Origin of the sequence: Clostridium thermosuccinogenes (assembly GCF_002896855.1) — a bacterium.
GTDB lineage: Bacteria > Bacillota > Clostridia > Acetivibrionales > DSM-5807 > Pseudoclostridium > Pseudoclostridium thermosuccinogenes.
The window spans coordinates 868,692-887,032 of sequence record NZ_CP021850.1 but is presented as its reverse complement, the minus strand read 5'-3'; the positions used below and the strand labels follow the sequence as shown (position 1 = coordinate 887,032).

The 18,341-nt window shown below is 45.0% G+C and carries 15 protein-coding genes; 6 read left to right on the top strand and 9 right to left on the bottom strand.

What is annotated here, in order from left to right; all coding sequences use genetic code 11:
* Positions 1 to 332 precede the first annotated feature (332 nt).
* Positions 333 to 2,744 (bottom strand): beta-mannosidase, encoded by a 2,412-nt coding sequence (locus CDO33_RS03935; RefSeq protein WP_103080003.1) that lies wholly within the window; start codon positions 2,742 to 2,744, stop codon positions 333 to 335.
* Between the two features lie 414 nt (positions 2,745 to 3,158).
* Here CDO33_RS03935 and CDO33_RS03930 point away from each other — a divergent pair, with 414 nt between their 5' ends.
* Together CDO33_RS03930 and CDO33_RS20745 are read left to right on the top strand one after the other, a co-directional pair.
* Positions 3,159 to 4,448 carry an IS110 family RNA-guided transposase gene (locus tag CDO33_RS03930; protein WP_027621409.1) on the top strand — a complete coding sequence of 430 codons (1,290 nt, stop codon included), beginning with the start codon at positions 3,159 to 3,161 and terminating at the stop codon, positions 4,446 to 4,448.
* 15 nt (positions 4,449 to 4,463) lie between these two features.
* Positions 4,464 to 4,613 (top strand): hypothetical protein, encoded by a 150-nt coding sequence (locus CDO33_RS20745; RefSeq protein ID WP_161496677.1) that lies wholly within the window; start codon positions 4,464 to 4,466, stop codon positions 4,611 to 4,613.
* 305 nt (positions 4,614 to 4,918) lie between these two features.
* On the opposite strand, the gene CDO33_RS03925 is transcribed toward CDO33_RS20745, so the two are convergent.
* From CDO33_RS03925 to CDO33_RS03910, 4 genes are all read right to left on the bottom strand, one after another.
* Positions 4,919 to 5,791 carry an aldose 1-epimerase family protein gene (locus CDO33_RS03925; RefSeq protein WP_161496576.1) on the bottom strand — a complete coding sequence of 291 codons (873 nt, stop codon included), beginning with the start codon at positions 5,789 to 5,791 and terminating at the stop codon, positions 4,919 to 4,921.
* Between the two features lie 150 nt (positions 5,792 to 5,941).
* Complete coding sequence (locus tag CDO33_RS03920) at positions 5,942 to 6,706, bottom strand: energy-coupling factor ABC transporter ATP-binding protein (protein WP_103082500.1); 765 nt, start codon at positions 6,704 to 6,706, stop codon at positions 5,942 to 5,944.
* A gap of 24 nt (positions 6,707 to 6,730) precedes the next feature.
* The gene (cbiQ, locus tag CDO33_RS03915; RefSeq protein ID WP_103082501.1) at positions 6,731 to 7,540 is read right to left on the bottom strand and encodes a cobalt ECF transporter T component CbiQ; all 810 of its coding nucleotides are present in this window, start codon (positions 7,538 to 7,540) and stop codon (positions 6,731 to 6,733) included.
* Between the two features lie 65 nt (positions 7,541 to 7,605).
* Positions 7,606 to 8,643 carry an energy-coupling factor ABC transporter permease gene (locus tag CDO33_RS03910; protein ID WP_103082502.1) on the bottom strand — a complete coding sequence of 346 codons (1,038 nt, stop codon included), beginning with the start codon at positions 8,641 to 8,643 and terminating at the stop codon, positions 7,606 to 7,608.
* A 612-nt stretch (positions 8,644 to 9,255) separates the two neighbouring features.
* Here CDO33_RS03910 and CDO33_RS03905 point away from each other — a divergent pair.
* The gene (locus CDO33_RS03905; protein ID WP_202849526.1) at positions 9,256 to 9,852 is read left to right on the top strand and encodes a DNA-3-methyladenine glycosylase; all 597 of its coding nucleotides are present in this window, start codon (positions 9,256 to 9,258) and stop codon (positions 9,850 to 9,852) included.
* Positions 9,853 to 9,934: 82 nt separating this feature from the next.
* On the opposite strand, the gene CDO33_RS03900 is transcribed toward CDO33_RS03905, so the two are convergent.
* The 3 genes from CDO33_RS03900 to CDO33_RS03890 form a co-directional block, all read right to left on the bottom strand.
* Positions 9,935 to 12,106 (bottom strand): DNA topoisomerase III, encoded by a 2,172-nt coding sequence (locus CDO33_RS03900; RefSeq protein WP_103082504.1) that lies wholly within the window; start codon positions 12,104 to 12,106, stop codon positions 9,935 to 9,937.
* Positions 12,107 to 12,219: 113 nt separating this feature from the next.
* Complete coding sequence (locus CDO33_RS03895; protein WP_103082505.1) at positions 12,220 to 13,338, bottom strand: TFIIB-type zinc ribbon-containing protein; 1,119 nt, start codon at positions 13,336 to 13,338, stop codon at positions 12,220 to 12,222.
* A gap of 12 nt (positions 13,339 to 13,350) precedes the next feature.
* Positions 13,351 to 14,490, bottom strand: coding sequence for an SPFH domain-containing protein (locus CDO33_RS03890; protein WP_103082506.1), 1,140 nt, complete (start codon positions 14,488 to 14,490; stop codon positions 13,351 to 13,353).
* A gap of 158 nt (positions 14,491 to 14,648) precedes the next feature.
* On the opposite strand from CDO33_RS03890, the gene queG reads away from it, so the two are divergent.
* Positions 14,649 to 15,605, top strand: coding sequence for a tRNA epoxyqueuosine(34) reductase QueG (queG, locus tag CDO33_RS03885; protein ID WP_103082507.1), 957 nt, complete (start codon positions 14,649 to 14,651; stop codon positions 15,603 to 15,605).
* Between the two features lie 57 nt (positions 15,606 to 15,662).
* On the opposite strand, the gene CDO33_RS03880 is transcribed toward queG, so the two are convergent.
* Complete coding sequence (locus CDO33_RS03880) at positions 15,663 to 16,649, bottom strand: Gfo/Idh/MocA family protein (RefSeq protein WP_103082508.1); 987 nt, start codon at positions 16,647 to 16,649, stop codon at positions 15,663 to 15,665.
* 282 nt (positions 16,650 to 16,931) lie between these two features.
* Between CDO33_RS03880 and CDO33_RS03875 the strand changes: the two genes are divergently transcribed.
* The gene (locus tag CDO33_RS03875) at positions 16,932 to 17,693 is read left to right on the top strand and encodes an SDR family NAD(P)-dependent oxidoreductase (RefSeq protein WP_103082509.1); all 762 of its coding nucleotides are present in this window, start codon (positions 16,932 to 16,934) and stop codon (positions 17,691 to 17,693) included.
* A 104-nt stretch (positions 17,694 to 17,797) separates the two neighbouring features.
* Positions 17,798 to 18,340: a hypothetical protein gene (locus tag CDO33_RS03870; RefSeq protein ID WP_103082510.1), complete on the top strand. Its 543-nt coding sequence runs from the start codon at positions 17,798 to 17,800 to the stop codon at positions 18,338 to 18,340.
* The last annotated feature ends 1 nt before the right edge of the window (position 18,341 follow it).

Genomic DNA, 18,341 nt, shown 5'->3' with positions numbered 1-18,341 from the left:
CTCCTTGTCTTTTTGAATTTGTCAACTTCTCGTGTTTATCAATTTCTTGCATTTATCAACTTTTTATATGTACTAAATTTTTACATTTGTAAACCTTTTTATGCCTAGTGAACATTGATTTTCTGATAATATAAAAGCTTTGCCTCTTCCTTAGGCAGTAATACAGCCTATATAACTTAGGAATGAATTCAGCTAATAACAGGCTCATTAACTGCTATATGCCTCTAAATCCTTTTGCAGCAATTTTTCCAGTCAGCTGAAATAAAGCCAACTCCATATAAAAGCATTACTCGCCACAGGGGGGATATCGTCCCCCCTGGCCTTCAGGATAATTATCTTATATCATATACGGAACGGAGCTTCAGCGTCTTAGGATTGCCCTCAAGGATATCTACGGTGACGCTTCCCCCATTCATATCAAAATAGTTGTCACTGAGCAACAAATCACAGTCAGGGGAAGAAATCTCCACACTTTTTGCATAGGCATCGGCATGGACAGTTATCTTTCCGTCATGAATCTCATAAGTCAAGTGAGGATCCACAAAGCGGTAATGCTTAGGCGCCGTGAAAAGAGCTGTTCCTGAGGAAAGGCAAACTCCATTCGAAATAAATTCAAAGCTTATATAATTGTTCAGGAAGTCCGTACAGTTAAAATCCTTCTTTTCACACCACCGGCTGGAAAGGGCAGGCACCGTAATATCGAACTCGCCGGATTCCAGTATGGCGGCACGGGAATCCCTCAGGTACCACCGCACGGTACCGGATACATCGCTCATGGTTTCATTGACAACACAGAGATGAGCAGAAGTCTCAATCGGCGATGGCTGCATGCATACCGCCGCACGGTCGGTGGTCTCTCCCACTTCGCAGCAGGATATCATGACGGGGGCAAAAAAGCGTTTTGCGTAATAATGCAGCGCCTTCCACCTGCCATAATAATCAATGGATGACCAGGATGCCACAGGCCAGATATCATTCAGCTGCCAGTAGATGGCTCCCATACAACGCCCACGGTTGCGGCGCCAGTGTTCCACACCATAGCGAATGGCTTCTGCCTGGAGCAACTGGGAAGCATACAGCAGTGTGTCAAAATCATTGGGATAGAGGAAGGTCTGGGACAGATAGTTCATAATCTTTCCGTTGGCTCCTGCATTCCTCTGATGCATTTCCATCACCCGGGAGAAAATATTTCTGTCCTCGGGTAGGGTAAAGCTTTCCACCGTCTTAAGGGACGGGAAGGACTGAAAACCAAACTCCGAAACATAGCGGAAATAATATTTGCGGTATTCGTCAAAAGGTTTGTTCCCATGCCAGACATCCCAATAATGCACATCTCCGCGGTCAGGATCGTTGGGATTGTCAAAGCTTCCGCCAGAGCTGGGGGACGCAGGCCAGTAGAAGGTATCCGGATCATACTCCCGCAGCACTTCCGGAATTATGTGCTCAAACATGCGGATATAATCCGCACGGGTTTTATGCGTTCCGTTATACACGCCTATGGCCTGGAACATTTCCATCTCATTGTTTCCGCACCATAAGCCTAAAGACGCATGATGCCGTATCCTGCGAACATTATCGATAAACTCCGCCCGGATATTTTTCTCGAAATCCAGAGTCAGATGATAATTGGCACAAGCGAACATGAAATCCTGCCAGACTATCAATCCAAGCTCGTCACAAATATCAAAGAAGAAGTCATCGGGATAATAACCGCCTCCCCATACCCGGATGCAGTTAAAATTGGCGGCAATGCACTGCTCCAGCAACCGGCGGGTCCTCTCCGGAGTTATCCTAGATAATATATTATCCTCCGGGATATAATCAGCTCCCATGGCAAAAATCTCAATTCCGTTTACACAGTGGGCAAAGCTCTCACCCCATTGATCCTTCTTTCTGGATATAGTCAGAGTGCGCAGTCCTATCCGCTTAGTTTCCTCATCTACCACAATTCCGTTTTCCAAAAGCTCCACCTTTACCGTGTAAAGAGGCTGCCCTCCGTATCCATGCGGCCACCATAGCTTTGGATTTTCTATCTCCGTTTTAACTCCATTTTGCAGCATGGTCACAGACCCATCGGGACCGATGACAGCAATGCGTACTTCTGCTGCCCGGGACTGCTTTACATCCACAGTAAACGCCACATGGCCGTCCTCATGGTGCTGCCTTATATGCACATCCTCAATCCTTGATGAATCAACACCTACAAGATAAATATCCCTCCATATTCCTGCATCAGGCAATCTTGGGCCCCAGTCCCAGCCAAACATGCAGTGGGCTTTGCGTATATGAGGGAATCCATCCATGGCATCAAGGGTTCCTCCTATGTAGTCCTTTGCCTGCATCTCTTTGATATACTTCACCGGTGAACGAAATACGATCCGGATTTCATTCTCTCCCTCCTTCAGGAAGGATGTTATATCAAATTCCCATATGCGATGCATATTGAATGCGTTTCCAATAAAGCTTCCGTTTAAGAAAATTTCACATATGGTATCGAGGCCATCGCAGTGCAGCAGAACCTGCGGGCATTGCAATATTTCCCGTGGAGCATAAAAGCTTCTGTAGAACGTGTAATCATCATCCATCAGCTTCAGGGCTTTCAACTCATTATCCCTGTAATAGGGATCTTCCATCTCTCCACTGTTCAAGAGAAAGGAATATACGGAACCCGGTATGGTTCCTTCCCTCACTTTTCCGCCAGCATCGCTCATTTTCCATATGCCGTTCAAAAGGTACTTTTGCATTCTCTCACTCCCTTGTACAATTAATATTGTATTAAATCAGTGACCAAAGCCACTGTTTGACCCATCAATTTTTATAGTTAACATAACATTTTAAGCTTCATACTTTTCCAAACATCAAGCACATCATCCGGCTTCACATCTTAGCCATTATGCCAGCATCTGTTGGCCTGAACTTTGACAATCATGTATAATATTTTCCGGACTTGGAAGGTGTGTGTTTCACCTCCTGGGACGGACCTTAGCGGGCCGATTACCCGTAAAAAAGAGTATTTATCCATTCCGGTAAGTCTACATGATTTGGCTGGTTGAGGCCAGCTTAAAGCTGGTTCCTCGTGTCACATGCAAGGTTGTTTGCTTACATGGGAAGGAATGGAGACTTTTAAGTCCATTCATCTTGTAAAGGAGGCATTTTTTATGAATTTCAGACCTATGGCAGGAATCGATGTAGGTAAATTCTTTAGTGAGATGGCAATTCTTTCTCCATCCAATGAAGTAATTGCCCGCATGAAGATCCGCCATGATTCCAGTTCTGACGTTGAAAGAGCCGTTAAATTACTGAAAAAAACGGAAAAGGACTTTGATTCTAGGCCTTTCGTCGTCATGGAATCCACCGGGCACTATCACAAAATCCTTTTCCATTCACTTTGTAAAGCTGGATTTGAGGTTTCCATCATAAACCCCATCCAAACTGATTCTATCAAAAATATTGGAATCAGGAAAGTGAAAAATGATAAAGTTGATGCCCGGAAAATTGCCCTGCTATACAGATTTCAGGAGCTTAAAACTACTAATATCCCAGATGAAGATATTGAATGTCTGCGAAGCCTTTGCCGACAGTACTACAAGCTCTCTGACGAACTTACTGCCTACAAAAACAGGCTTACAGGTATTGTTGACCAACTCATGCTAAACTTCAAGGATGTATTCCCTAACATCTTTTCAAAGGCTGCTCTCGCAGTATTAGAAAAATATCCTACGCCTGTGCATATTCTTAAAGCCAACAGAAACAAGTTGATTGCACTGATACAAAAGAATTCCCGCAGAAGCCTTAAGTGGTCAACTGCAAAGTATGAGCTTTTGGTCTCCAAGGCCAGAGAATTTGCACCTTTGAGCATTAATAACTCTTCAAATATTGCCATGCTTGGGGTGTATATCTCTATGATTAAAACCTTGGAGGAAAACCTTGAGAAAGTCCTCAAAGCCATTCGTTCATTGATTGCTGAAGATATGGCAAAGGACATACCCATGCTGGCACTGACTCTCGAGCTTCTACAAAGCATTCCAGGTATAGGACTTATCTCTGCTGTTACCATTCTGGCTGAAATTGGCGACTTTTCAGCTTTTTCAAAGCCAGGCAAGCTAGTTGCTTATTTCGGCATTGACCCCTCTGTAATGCAGTCCGGAGAGTTTACCGGCACACAAAACAAGATGTCAAAAAGGGGGTCAAGGCTGCTTCGCAGGGTACTTTTCACAATTGCTCTTGCTAATATCCGCACTAAGCGTGACAAAACAGCTTGCAACCCTGTACTGATGGAATATTACAAAAACAAATGCCAGAACAAGCCTAAAAAAGTGGCCTTAGGAGCTGTTATGCGTAAGCTTGTTAATTATATTTTTGCTGTTCTTAGGGATAGAAAGCCTTATCAGCTACGTAGCCCTCAGGAACATGCGAAGAATCTTGCAGCAAAGCATACAGCAGCTTAATAGTACTGTTACTTGATGTTTAGTTTTCAAAGAGCAACTTACTATTTTGGACCAGCTATTTTATGTCTACTTCACCTGGGTGGTCTTGTTGTCATGCCTTTTTTAGCTCATGTGTTTTTTGAAAAATTCTTTTATTTTTCAAAAAAAGCTCTTGACTTTAATTAGCTGGTCTTTTTATAATAATAAACGTGTATTAGTGCCAAAAACACAGATGTCAACACCGCATGCTATATTTATTCATACAGGCTTGCTGCTATTCCCAAGGTCTATCGTCCTGGCAAGGAAATTCCGCGAAAATCAAAGGCTTTAAGGCTCTTTCCAATTTCCCTGCTGATGCTCAAACCCATCTGCTAAAGCCGCGAGTACATGGCGCAGGAATAATTATGAGCCAAATTACAGCCTTTCGGGTGAAGCAAGCCTTCTGTTCCGGCTATTGATTTACCCTTTAATGCTGCGATGGCAAAGTAGAATCAGCCTATGGTTATTTTATGGCTGCAGCTGAAGATTTGGCCTTTTGCAAGTTTCATGATACCCTTCTTTTCCTCCAGATTTCCGGTGGCATCTACAAAGTCGCCTATTCCGTACCAGGGTTCAATACATAAAAAAGGCGCTCCTTCAGCTTTTGACCATATTCCCAGATAGGGAAAACCTTCAAAGTCCACTCGTACAAATTTTCCTGTCTTGCTGCTTTTCATGATGACACACTTGGATTTTAAGTTTTCCAGCACTATGGCATCATTTCTGAACATATCCGGTGATAGCCTTACGATTTTGCTGTCCTTAAGAAAGCTCAGCTTTTCATCGCTTATCAGGTTTCCGTCAATTACATAAGTATCGGCATTTTCCTCCGTCTCGAACTCCAGGATATAATCCTCCATAGTCTCTCCAGGCTCAAGAGGGCAGTTAAAAGCAGGATGGGCTCCTATTGAAAACAGCATATCCCTGTCCCCGGTATTGACAACCTTATAATCCACTGTCAGAGAAACTCCGTCTAGCGTATAGGCTATGATCAGCTCGAATTCAAAAGGATAAACTTTCAAAGTCTCCTCATTGCTTTTCAGAGAATATTCGACCCTTCTGTCCGATACGCTTACCGTCTCAAAATCCATGTCCCTTGCAAACCCGTGCTTTGCAAGATTGAATGTCTTACCCTCAAACCTGTAGCTGTCGTTTTTTAGCCCGCCCACTACGGGAAACAATACCGGTGCATGCCTTCCCCACGCTTTGGGATCAGCCTGCCAGAGATATTGGATTCCGTTGGATTTCAGTTTCATCCCCGTAAGCTCTGCCCCTTGGTTTTTTATGTATACTTCCATCCTTTCGTTTTCAAGCTTTGTCAGCACACATGATTCCTCCCTCATATTTTTTATATTTCCATGCTGCTATTAAAGCTGCAGCTCCTTATCCATCCAAATCCTCAGCTTTGCTCTTTTGCAAAAGGCTATTTTTACCCATGCATCCTCCTCAAAATAAGACTGGACGCATATGCCAGATCATTTTAATGTTTTTGGCGATCCGCATGCAGGACAGTTTTGAAGGCCAAAGGGTATTTCCAGGCCACAGGAGTCCATCAGCGCCGCGTCTGCAAGTATACCGGCAGCCGGTCCGTCGGCTTCTATCCTGCCGTTTTTCAACACTATCACTCTCTCACACACCTCATAGGCCATGTCAAGGTCATGGGTGGCTATGATTTTGGTGTGCATGAATCCTTTCAAGATATTGATGAGCCGCCTCCTGGATTTAGGGTCAAGGGATGACGTAGGCTCATCCAGGAGGAGGATATCAGGGTTCATGGACAGGACCGATGCGATGGCAGCGGAACGCTTTTCACCCCCGGATAGCTTATATGGTGGGCGGTCTTTCAGGTGCAGTATTCCTACCGCCTCCAGAGCCTGAACAACCTGCTTTTCCACCTCTTCTTCATCAAGCTTTAAATTCCGGGGCCCAAAAGCCACATCATCATATACCGTCGTCATAAACAGCTGGTCGTCAGGGTCCTGAAAAACCATACCAACTCGCCGGCGGATGGAGGGCATCGTCTTCTTTGTAAGTTTAACATCTCCTATGCGCACTTCGCCTTCATCCGGGAACAGCACTCCTGTAAGCAGCAAGAGCAATGTTGACTTTCCTGCGCCGTTTTCCCCGACGACAGCCACGGACTCCCCGTGATGGATCAGGAATGATATACCGTTCACGGCTTCACGTCCATCAGGATATCTGTAATGCAAATTTCTTCCTTCAATAATATGATGACTCATCTCAACCTCCAATTATAAAACCCTTCAGGCTGTCCATGACATGATCACCGAACCTACCAGCTCGGGGATATTCACAAACCTCGCTGTCGCAAAAAAAGAACCCCATAATATCACATAAAGAAAATCCACCAGCCTGGCTTTTGGCGTACTCCCGTCATAATAATTGCCGTCAAAGCCTCTCAAATGCATCGCCTGATAAACCCTTTCAGCCCTGTCGAAGGACCTCAGCATCAGTTGCCCCAGCAGAGAACCCCATATGCTCCTGTCTATCCCCTTTTGCTCCGGCGCTCTCATGGAATATGCCCGCAGTATGCGGGCCACCTCCTCCATAAGCACCGATATATACCGGTAGGTGAGCAAAAGCTGCAGCACCATCAACCGGGGAACCTTGATCATTCTAAGGGCCAGCCCTGTTTTAGTCATGCCGGTGGTGGCAATAAGCAGCAGGGCAGCAACAACCGTCAAGCCGCTTTTGATGAGTATCGAAGCAAAAGTAATCCAACCTCCGGCAATGCTGATTCCCGCAAACTCCATCGGTGTGCTGTCAAATACAGGGTTCAGAATCCCTATGCCGACAGCAAAAGGAGCTGCCAGCAGGCACCTCTTTAATAGTGGCTTCACAGGAATCTCGCCCAGGCTGAAAATCAAAGCTGGGTAAAGCGCTAATGGCAGCAATCCGGCAATTTCATACTTTCCAAAAGATACAACTGCCGTCAGAAACAAAAGCGTCACCAGCAGCTTTGCCGCCGGATGAATTCTATGTATGGCCGTATTGCCTTCGGACAGCTCCTCCAGAAATCTCATTTCGTATAATGATTGTGTTACTTTCGGCATATCATATTAACCTCATATGTTTTATAGGCTGCGGTTGTAAACTGCTTATTAACATAAACGTCTTTTTATTTTGCTTCCTGAGACTTAAGTCTATTTCCTTTCTTTATCGCATGGATTCCTATACCGATGACGGCGACCACTGCCAGCGTCATGGCACCACCGACAATTCCCGATACGCTGGTTTCCTTGTTGGAATCCATCAAGCTTGCTTCCTCTTCCTTTTCCCCTCTAAATCCATAATCCGGCAGGAATGCCGTTTTGCTTTGGATATCCTCCAGTGACTTATAAATCCCATCTCCGCTTTCCAGTTCCTCCTGCCCGGTAACCTTGGCTATGGACCATTCCAGGCCATCCGGATGTGAAGATGCAAACCAGGAAAATACTCCCCCGGTCAAAACAGCCACTACGGCGATTACAGAGATTACCCTTTTGACCGAAACATTGCCCAGGGGCACCCCTGCTTCAACTTTCTCCAGTATTTCAGGCCGTGCCTTCCATACAAAGGATAAAACCGCTGCCGTAATAAGACCTTCCACAACACCTATAGCCAGATGGATCGACTGCATCAATAAAGTAAAGGTGCCAAAGGATAATTCCGTCTTTCCGGAAAGCATTGTCTCCATAACGACACCAAAAGCCCCCAGCTGTAGTCCGACAACTGCGGACAGCACAGACGCCCCAAGAATCCTCAGCGGGGAAGGCGCCTTTTTTAATATGCGCTTATAAATAAACGGATAAGCGACGAAGCATGTAAAAAAGCCCAGATTGAATATATTGCAGCCAAGGGCAAGAAGTCCTCCGTCTGCAAAAAATAATGCCTGAATAATCAGTATGGATGCCATGGTAATAAATCCGGCATAGGGTCCAAGCAGCGCAGAAAGCAGCAGTCCTCCGCCCAAGTGTCCGCTGGAGCCGGTACCGGGTATGGAAAAATTAATCATTTGCGCGGCAAACACAAAAGCCCCCATAACTCCCATCAACGGTATTTTCTTTTCATCCAGGTCCTTTTGAACCTTTTTAATTGAATATGCTGCAGTTCCTGCAGCTGCAGCCCACATGACCCCGCCTACCGCAGGCGAAATCAAAGCATCTGCCATATGCATGAAAATCACCTCTCTTAAAAATTTTACTATATGTTAACTTAGCATTGCTTCCTTTTATAACTGTTCTCACTATAATCAATATGTTCCTTGTTGTCAATGATTATAGCCTGCATTTTTTCATTTCACTGGTTCGAACCCTGTAAAAGTTCAGAAGCAGGTGATATGAAAAAAATATTGGAAATCTGACGGATGCTTAAATTAACTTGTTAAAACGAAAATAGCAATGCTATTTTCATTATTGGCTGCGTTATGCAAGCACGAGAGGTTTAAATGGTAATTTTTACCACAATTATATTGGGTTATCAGTGCGCGGTGAGTTAACTTGGTGATTTCACTTTGAAGAAGTACTTTTACATCAGGGAGACGATTTTCCAGTTCAGAAGAAATCGCCCTTATGAAGCATAGAAACCAATCACTTATAGACAGCAGCACTTTTAGCAATAATGGCACAAGCAAATAATAAATTTGCTTATGCTTATACTATAGATTATGCCGTTGAACTTTCATGCTGCTCCCATTATAATTGAAAAATGTAAAGATTTGAAATCTGGTGGGAGAAAGGCATCCGGCATTCTCTGACGCCGGGTTTAGAAAATCAGAAGGATAGGTATTATGAAGCTTTCAAGAGAATTTTATGAGAGGGATACTCTCCTGGTGGCCAGGGAGCTGCTCGGCAAACACCTTGTACGCAACACCCCGGAGGGTATGACCATAGGAAAAATAGTTGAAACCGAGGCGTACATAGGCCCTGATGACGCTGCCGCCCACACCTTCAGGTCTCTGAGGAGCAAAAGAACGGAGGTCGCCTTCGGTCCCGGCGGCTTCGCATATGTATACTTGATTTATGGCATGTATCACTGCTTCAACATTGTCACAAACGTTGCCGAAAAACCTGAAGTGGTGCTCATTCGCGCTCTGGAGCCTGTGGATGGCCTGGAATTGATGATGAAGCGCAGGAAAACGGACAAAATTAAAAACCTTTGCAGTGGACCCGGCAAGCTCTGCGTTGCCATGGATATCACCAAGAAAGACAACGGAGTGGACTTATGCGGGGACAGTCTGTATCTTACTGATGGCGACCCGGTTCCGGATGAAAATATAGCGACAACCCCCAGGATAAATATAGACTATGCCGGTGAGGCAAAGAATTATCCCTGGAGATTCGTCATAAAGGACAATAAGTTTGTGTCGGTAAAAGCACCAAAATAATGCTGTCCAAATAAGCTGTCCATGCTAAAAAGAAGCCGGTGTTCAGGTAAAGCTCCTGGAGCTTTACTGAACACCGGCTGCATCAAAGCTTCCTCTTCAACTCTGCCAGGGCATCTGCCAGAGCAGAATTTATGCTTTCTTTTGTGTCCTGCTGCTTTAAAAACTTTACTATTTCTTTTCTGTTTACCTGCTCACTTTTTCGCTTTTTAAACGCATCCATACTTTCCTTGAAGCCACAGACACAGTAAAAGGCTTTTTTCTCTCCCTCGCCCCTGATTTCCATTTTTTTATGACATTCAGGGCACCGGGCATTGGATAATATAGATATGCTTTTTCTATATCCGCATTCCCTGTCCGGACAAACCAGCATTTTTCCTTTCCTGCCGTTGACGTCCAGAAGATATTTTCCGCACTGGGGACATTTCTCCTTCGTAAGATTGTCATGCCTGTAAGTTTCATTGGCGGCAACAACATCGGCTACCAGCTTTGAAGCGAATTTCTTCATTTCAGCTATGAATTTGCCTGCATCCGCCTTTCCCCTGCTGATGAGCTGAAGCTGCTGCTCCCACTTTGCAGTAAGCTCAGGGGACCTCAGGTCTTCCGGAACAAGGCCTATAAGCTGGATTCCCTTAGAGGTGGGAACGATTTCCCGGCCTCTCCTTTCAACATAGAAGGAATCAAAGAGCTTCTCGATGATATCAGCCCTCGTTGCCGGAGTTCCCAGACCGCTGGTGCTCTCCAGCGTTTCTCTCAAATTCCTGTCCTCCACAAATTTGCCCGGATGCTCCATTGCTGACAGCAGCGTGGCTTCGGTGTATCTTGCCGGCGGTTTTGTTTTTCCGTTAATCAAAGCCACAGAGGCCATCTTTACCGTTTCGCCTTCTCTTATCTCCGGAAGGGACTGCTCCCTTTCATCATCATCCTCTTCATACTCCATTTCTTCTCCATCATAAACAGCCTTCCAACCTTTGGATTTCACTATCTTTCCCTTGGCGTAAAAATATTCTCCTGCTGCATCGATTAAAACAGTGGTCTGCTCATACTCGAAGGGTTGGCTTAGAACCGCCAGAAACCTCTTTATGATAAGGTCATATATGTTCCGCTCCTCCGGATTCAGCGATGCCAGGTTCACATACTGCTCCGTCGGTATTATCGCATGATGGTCGGTGACTTTGCTGTTATCCACCAACCTCCTGGTCACTTTAATTTTGCTTCTCAAAAGGCTGCGCGCCGCTTCGGCATAAGGTCCTACCGCTATGCTTTTCAGCCTCTCCGGCAGCGTCGGCACTATATCGTCGCTGATATATCTGGAGTCGGTTCTTGGATATGTCACCAGCTTATGCGTTTCATAAAGCCTCTGCATTATGGACAGGGTCTTTTTAGCTGAGTATCCAAACCTACGGTTGGCATCCCTCTGCAGCTCCGTAAGGTCATATGCCAGGGGCGGCAGCTCGGTTTTTGCATCTCTTTTAACGCCCACCACGGTGCCCGCCTGCCCGCTTACCTTGGTAATAATGCTGTCGGCATAAGCTTTGTCAAATATCCTGGTCTGTTCCGACCTTTTGTCCTTCCAATGCACGGTAAACCCTTTTACCTTTGCCTGTATTGTCCAATAATCCTTAGGCACAAACCGCCGAATCTCATTCTCCCTTTCCACAATCATTGCCAGGGTAGGAGTCTGCACCCTTCCGGCCGAAAGCTGGGCATTATACTTGCAGGTTAATGCCCTGGTAACATTAAGGCCAACGAGCCAGTCGGCTTCCGCCCTGCATTGTGCAGACCTGAAAAGGTTGTCGTATTCTTGGGCAGGCTTCAGGTTTTTAAATCCCTCCATGATAGCCCTGTCGGTTTGGGAGGATATCCACAGCCTTTTTACAGGTTTTCTCCAGCCTGCTTTTATCATGATCCACCTTGCTACCAGTTCTCCCTCCCGTCCTGAGTCGGTAGCTATCACCAGCTCGTCCACATCATCCCTCATCATCAGGCTTTTAACCGCATTGAATTGCTTGGCAGTCTCCCTTATCACCACCAGCTGCATTTTATCCGGAAGCATGGGGAGATCTGCCAGATTCCATGTTTTATATTTTTCTCCATAGGCTTCGGGTTCTGCCAAGGTGACCAGATGCCCAAGCGCCCAGGTCACAATATATTTATCCCCCATAAGGCAGCCGTTTCCATTACGGCTGCAGTTCAACACTCTTGCAATATCTCTCCCTACTGAAGGCTTTTCTGCCAAAACCAGTATTTTTCCCATTAGTACTATCCTTTCTGTCTTAGTGCTGCTCTAATTTGCTTTAATTATGATTACAAGTATAACATGCAAAAACAAAAGCTGTCGGCGCACAACCCCCGCCGACATTCGAAAGCTTAAATTCCTTTATAATATGTATATCCAAAATATACCGCTGCACCAACTGCCAGAACCAGCAGTATTACCGCAGCAACCTTCCACGGGCTTACCGGTGATTTTCCCTGCACTTCCCCGGTCTGCCCATTTACAAGGAAACGATAAACCTTGTTTTTGTAGGTGTAGCTTGAAATCCAGACCGGCAGAAGTATATGCTTGAACTTTATTTTGTCGTACTTGGTACGAATATGCAGGTTTCGCACCTCATCAGCATTTATCTTGTCGATTACTCCCCGCCTTATACAGTCGTCTATATGACATTTCGCCTTCTCCCAGCCTTCTTTCAATCCTATGCTGTATTTTTCCGCCAGAAAGCCTGATAAAAATTCCGGCTTGTATCGCACCAGGGCACTGAGATCAAAAGGCTCCAGCTTGCGCATAAGCCCCTCATCTATTTTACTCGAGGCATTTACCAGCACATCATCAAATTCATCCGAGTAAATTCCGCTCGTATGCCTCCATCGGATCTTTCTCACCTGCTTGGTTACCTGTTTCCTTTTCCCGTTTTCCACAACCCACTCTCTTACAGTTTCATAATAGTAAGTTCCGGCTTCTGCCGTATAGGTTGAGTAGGTATTCGCATCGTAAGTCCAGCAAGGTATATAAACTCCCGAAAGCCTGTTCATATAATGCGACGTCTTAAGGGCACGGGGTGCGAAAAATCTCTTGTTTATCCATGTAGAAAAACATTCCTTGGCTTTCTTGGCAGAAATTTTGAAAGGAACCAGCGATTCCGGTGGTATGCCTACCTGTCCTTCATTCCTGACAATATGGGAGGAACCGCAAAAAGCACAAAACTCCGCCATGCTGGTACTGTCCAATACAGTATCTGCCCCACAGCTTTCGCAGTGGATAATTCTCTTTTCCCTTCCCCAGTCCCCAGGCATTGAATCCTGGGCAGAGAAAAAGTCATATTCCTGTATGCCGTCATTCTCCTTTGTTATATCTATCCTGCTCTCGCAATATGGACAGAAAAGCGACTGGGTATCAGGCTCAAACACCATGTTTGCTCCGCAGTTCCTGCACGGGAAGCGCTGGGTATCCTCTCTTTTTACCATTTCACCGGAATCCTGTTTCACAACGGCACCCCACTAATTTAATTTATTTCCACACTCAGGGCAGAATTTCACTCCTGCATTCACCTGTTTGCCACATTTTCCGCATTCTATGGTTTTGATCTGCTGGGTTCCGCACTCGGGACAGAATTTAACTCCTTTATCCAGCTCATGGCCGCACTTTATGCACTTATCCTTTGGAGGTGCAACAGGCTTGCCACAATTGCCGCAGAATTTGCTTCCTTCCGGCACCTGCGCCATGCAATGCGGGCAGGTTACAGCTTTAAACGCCTTTGGCTGTGGTGTAGGCTGAACTGGATTGGTTATCGCATTGCTCAAAGCCTGGCCTAAAGCAGCTCCAGCACCTAATCCAATTCCTGCACTGGCCAGGCCGCTTCCAGGATTCTTAGCTGCATCTCCCATAGCCTCAGCTGCACGATATTGTATATATTGCTGCATATTGCCCAGGACACCCATGGATGTCCTTTTATCCAGAGCTTTCTCCACTTCTTCCGGAAGAGAAATATTCTCTATCACAAGGGAATTGAGTTTAAGTCCCAGACTTTCAAATTTCGCCTGCAGCTTCGTTTTAGCCTTCTCGCTCAGCTCATCATAATGCATTGCCAGATCCAACGCAGGTATTTTTTCTTCAGCAATCGTGTCGGCTATTCCTGAAACCAGAGAGCGCTTAAGATATCCAGCTATTTCATCTGTGTCCACATACCGTTTCGTACCAAAAATCTCCTTCAGGAATTTTTCAGCATCCGACACCTGGAAGGAGAATATGCCGTAAGCTCTCAGCCTCAGCATTCCAAACTCAGGGTCCCTCATCATTATCGGATTGGAAGTGCCCCATTTCTGATCAGTGAATTGCTTCGTATTTACAAAGTATACCTCTGCTTTAAAGGGCGAGTTAAAGCCATACTTCCACGATTTCAGTTTTGTGAGGACAGGCATATTCTGAGTATACAACTCATATCTTCCTGGAGGGTATATATCGGCAATCTGTCCTTCATTAACAAATACCGCCACCTGCGATTCCCTAACTATCAGCTGGGCACCCATCTTGATTTCGTTATCTCCCGCAGGAAACCTGTATACTATGGAATTAGAAGTATTGTCCAGCCATTCTATCACTTCAATCAACTGTTTTTTCAGAAAGTTGAAAAGACCCATAACAAGCACTCTCCTTAAAACATGCATATTGCATATAATGCTTCTTAACCTATATTATCAAATTTGGAGACATATAACAAGAAAATATATTGCCATATTTGTTTTTCATTTTTCCTTTGCGGTATAATAAGTAATATCACAGAAAGGATGGAACCGGATTGAAGGATGAATTAATGGATTTTTGCCGCTCTTTGGGCATTGAGTATGCAGGGATTGCACATCCCGGACCTTATCATGAGCTGGAGAAAATATGGAGTAAGAGGCTGGCAGAAGGTCATTATACAGGCTTCGAAGAAATGGACATCTCAAAAAGAATAGATCCTCGCCTTACACTGGAAGATGCCCAATCCGTGATAGTCTGCCTTTTTCCGTATTTCACAGGACTAAGTGCCCATGCAAATTTGTCCAAGTCCGCGTTTTCCATCGATTATCACATCATCATAAAAAAGAAGCTGGAACAAATCGGTGAGTTTTTAAGCAGCCGCATCGATGGGTTCAAATACAAGGCTTTTGTGGATAACGGACCCCTGGTGGACAGGTATATGGCCTACCTGGCAGGGTTGGGTTATTATGGAATAAACGGGCACATCATAAACGATAAATTCGGCTCCTACGTGTTCATAGGCTATATAATAAATAATCACCCATTCTCCCAAGACCAGCCTATGGATAGAACATGCATAAAATGCGGGCTTTGCGTGAAAAGCTGCCCCGGATGCGCTATCCTGGGAAACTTCGATATAAATCCCTTAAGATGCCGTTCTTACATCACGCAGAAAAAAGATGAACTGACCGAACTGGAAAAAGATATCCTGACAAAGCACCATCTTATATATGGATGCGATATATGCCAGGATGTCTGTCCCCACAACAGGAAGGTCCAGCACACCGGCATCGAGGAATTCAAGGATAACCTTAAATACAGCATCGATTATGATGAGCTTCGGGAAATCTCCAACAGGGAGTTTATGCGAAGATACAGGGACAGAGCTTTCAGCTGGAGGGGCAAAAAACTGCTGCTCAGGAATTTTGAGCTGATCCGGAATGCCAAAAAGGATGCAGCCCCGCAAAATCCTGATGGTTGTCAGGAAAACATGCAGAGGCTGCTATCCTAAAAGCAAGCAAAAAACAGAAGCTTATGACCCTGCAATGCTCGTCAGCAGCCGTCCCTATCAGACGGAATCTGCTTTAAATACAATGCCATTTTGCGCTCTTGCCTCATCCAATACTTTCATGACATTGCAGGAAATCTCCCAGGTATTGACTGATGATTCCGTTTTTCCGGCATCAATCAAGCTTATAAATTCCTTAGCTTCATAATACATCTGGTCTTCCTTCTGAGGCACCGAGATATCTTCTATCCTGCCGTCCCGGAAGTATATCTGCACCTTTCTTGGCCCATCTATCCTGTCTATTACCATCGAGCCGTCCTCACCCTGAATTTCCGATGGGATGTAGGTCTGGGTTATTTTTGAGTGTATGATAACCCCTTCCATCTCATCGTATGAAAGAATAAGACTTCCCAGCCCGTCCACCCCTGATGCGAGCTTTAAGGCCGATGCCTTGATTTCCTTCGGCATGCCGAAAAGCTTTATTATTGGATAAATGCAATATATGCCGATATCCATTGCCGAGCCTCCGGAGAATTCCGGACTGAATATGTTGATTTTAGCACCATCCTTAACCAGGTCATAGCGGGAAGAATACTGGCAGTAGTTGGCAAAAAACCTCCGGATTTTGCCCAGCCTGTGAAGGTTGTCCTCAATAACCTTGAAGTTGGGTAAAAAGGTGGATTTCATGGCTTCCATAAGAAGAACGTTAATTTGCCTTGCTGCCTCGACCAAAGCTCTCAGTTCCCTTATGTTTGAAGTGATAGGCTTTTCACACAGCACATGCTTCCCATTATTCAGAAACTCGATAGCCTGCTCGGCATGGCAGGAATTGGGGCTTGCTATGTAAACTGCGTCTATGACTTTGCTCCTGGCCATTTCCTTAATGTCGGTATATATATGTTGAACATTGTATTTTCCTGCAAAAAGCTTTGCCCTCTCCTCCGTTCTGGAGTAAACGGCGTTCAGCTTAAAGCCTTCCACCATGCTTGCGCTTTTTATGAAGCTGTCAGTTATCCAGTTGGTGCCTATAATGCCCATATTGACCATGAATTATCTTCCTTTCCTCTTTGGCGATGTTTTTTATTTCGGTATAAGTTCTGGCTTATTTTTTATTTGATTTAGGACAATTATAACACACAGCAAAGCCTTGTTCCAATGTGTGCCGAATCTATGGGTTGTTTGTCCTATTTATCCTATAATGATTTCATACTTAAGGGTTTCATACCTATTTAAGCATAACCCTTGGCAAAGGATTATAAACTGAAAGTTGAGTAATATATCCGGATAATGGTATGATATTAGCAGAAGCTTTATAGGAGGTATTTCTTTATGAAGATAGATTTAACAGGAAAAATTGCGCTGGTTACGGGTGCAACCGGTCAATTAGGCAGGGTTATGGTCCGCACTCTGGCCGAATGCGGTGCGGATGTAGTCATCCACTATCTGAAAAACAAGGAAATGGCGGAGGCGCTGTGCCGGGAAGTAATGTCCCTGGGAAGGAAGGCATTGATCGTCCAGGCTGATATTACGGACTATAATTCCGTTATGCAGATGAAGGATATCGTTGTAAACAGCCTGGGGGCACCGGATATCGTGGTTGACAATGCTGTGATCCAATACAACTGGACGACTGTACTTAAGCAGCCTCTGGAGGATTATGAAAGCCAGTTCCGTTCATGTGTCATGCAGAATGTAATAATGGCCAAAGCCTTTATACCTTATATGATAGAGAAAAAATACGGCAGGTTTATAGGCATCAACACTGAATGCTCCATGCAGAATTTCCCCACCCAATCCGCCTATGTTGCAGGCAAGAGGGGTATGGACGGAATATTCAGAATCCTGGCCAAGGAAGTGGGCGAGCATCAGATTACAGTGAATCAGGTGGCTCCCGGTTGGACAATAAGCGATAGGGACAGAGAAGCAGGGACAGAGCGCAGCGCCGAATATGATGCGAAAGTTCCGCTAAAACGCAGGGGCACCGACCAGGAAATAGCCAATGTGGTAGCTTTTCTGGCATCGGACCTGGCAAGCTACATCACCGGAGCGTATATTCCGGTTTGCGGCGGAAATGTTATGCCTGCCATCTGATGAGGATGCAATCATAGCTTTATACCTCTGCGGCATGGCTTAGGGATAAGGTTTACAGCCCTATATACGATAGGATTAGTTGTTGATGAGAAGGAGAATAGCAAGTGAGAAAGCTGAAACTTTTAACGGCAGTTTTTCTGGTAACCGCTATATTGACGGGTTGCGGCAGCACCGGAAATACCTTGGACAGAACAGTTAAATTTACATCCCCGGACAATGCCTTTAAAGTAACTTTCCCGGAAAAACCCTCCCACAGAACTGAGACCAGTTATCTGGATGAGGCTGGCTATTCCATGGAAGTCTATGAATCCGAAGGCTATACCCGATATCTCAGCGTTTCATATGGAGACAGACCTTCATTTTTTGGCTCCGAAAAGAGTGTTGAGGATATTGCCGAAGAAATAACGAATATGTTTATGAAGAACAAAAATATAGAGATAATTTCTCAAAACAAAATCAACACCAACGGAACCGACGGTATGGAATATATTATGTCCACCCAAGGAGACGCTGGAAGGCTTATATTTAGGATTTATGTTACGGAAAAGAGAGTGTATTATGTAATCGCAGAGGATAAAAAGGACAAAATCGACAGCGATATAATAAAGGAATTCCTTGAGTCCTTTACGATTACAGAGGAACCATAGG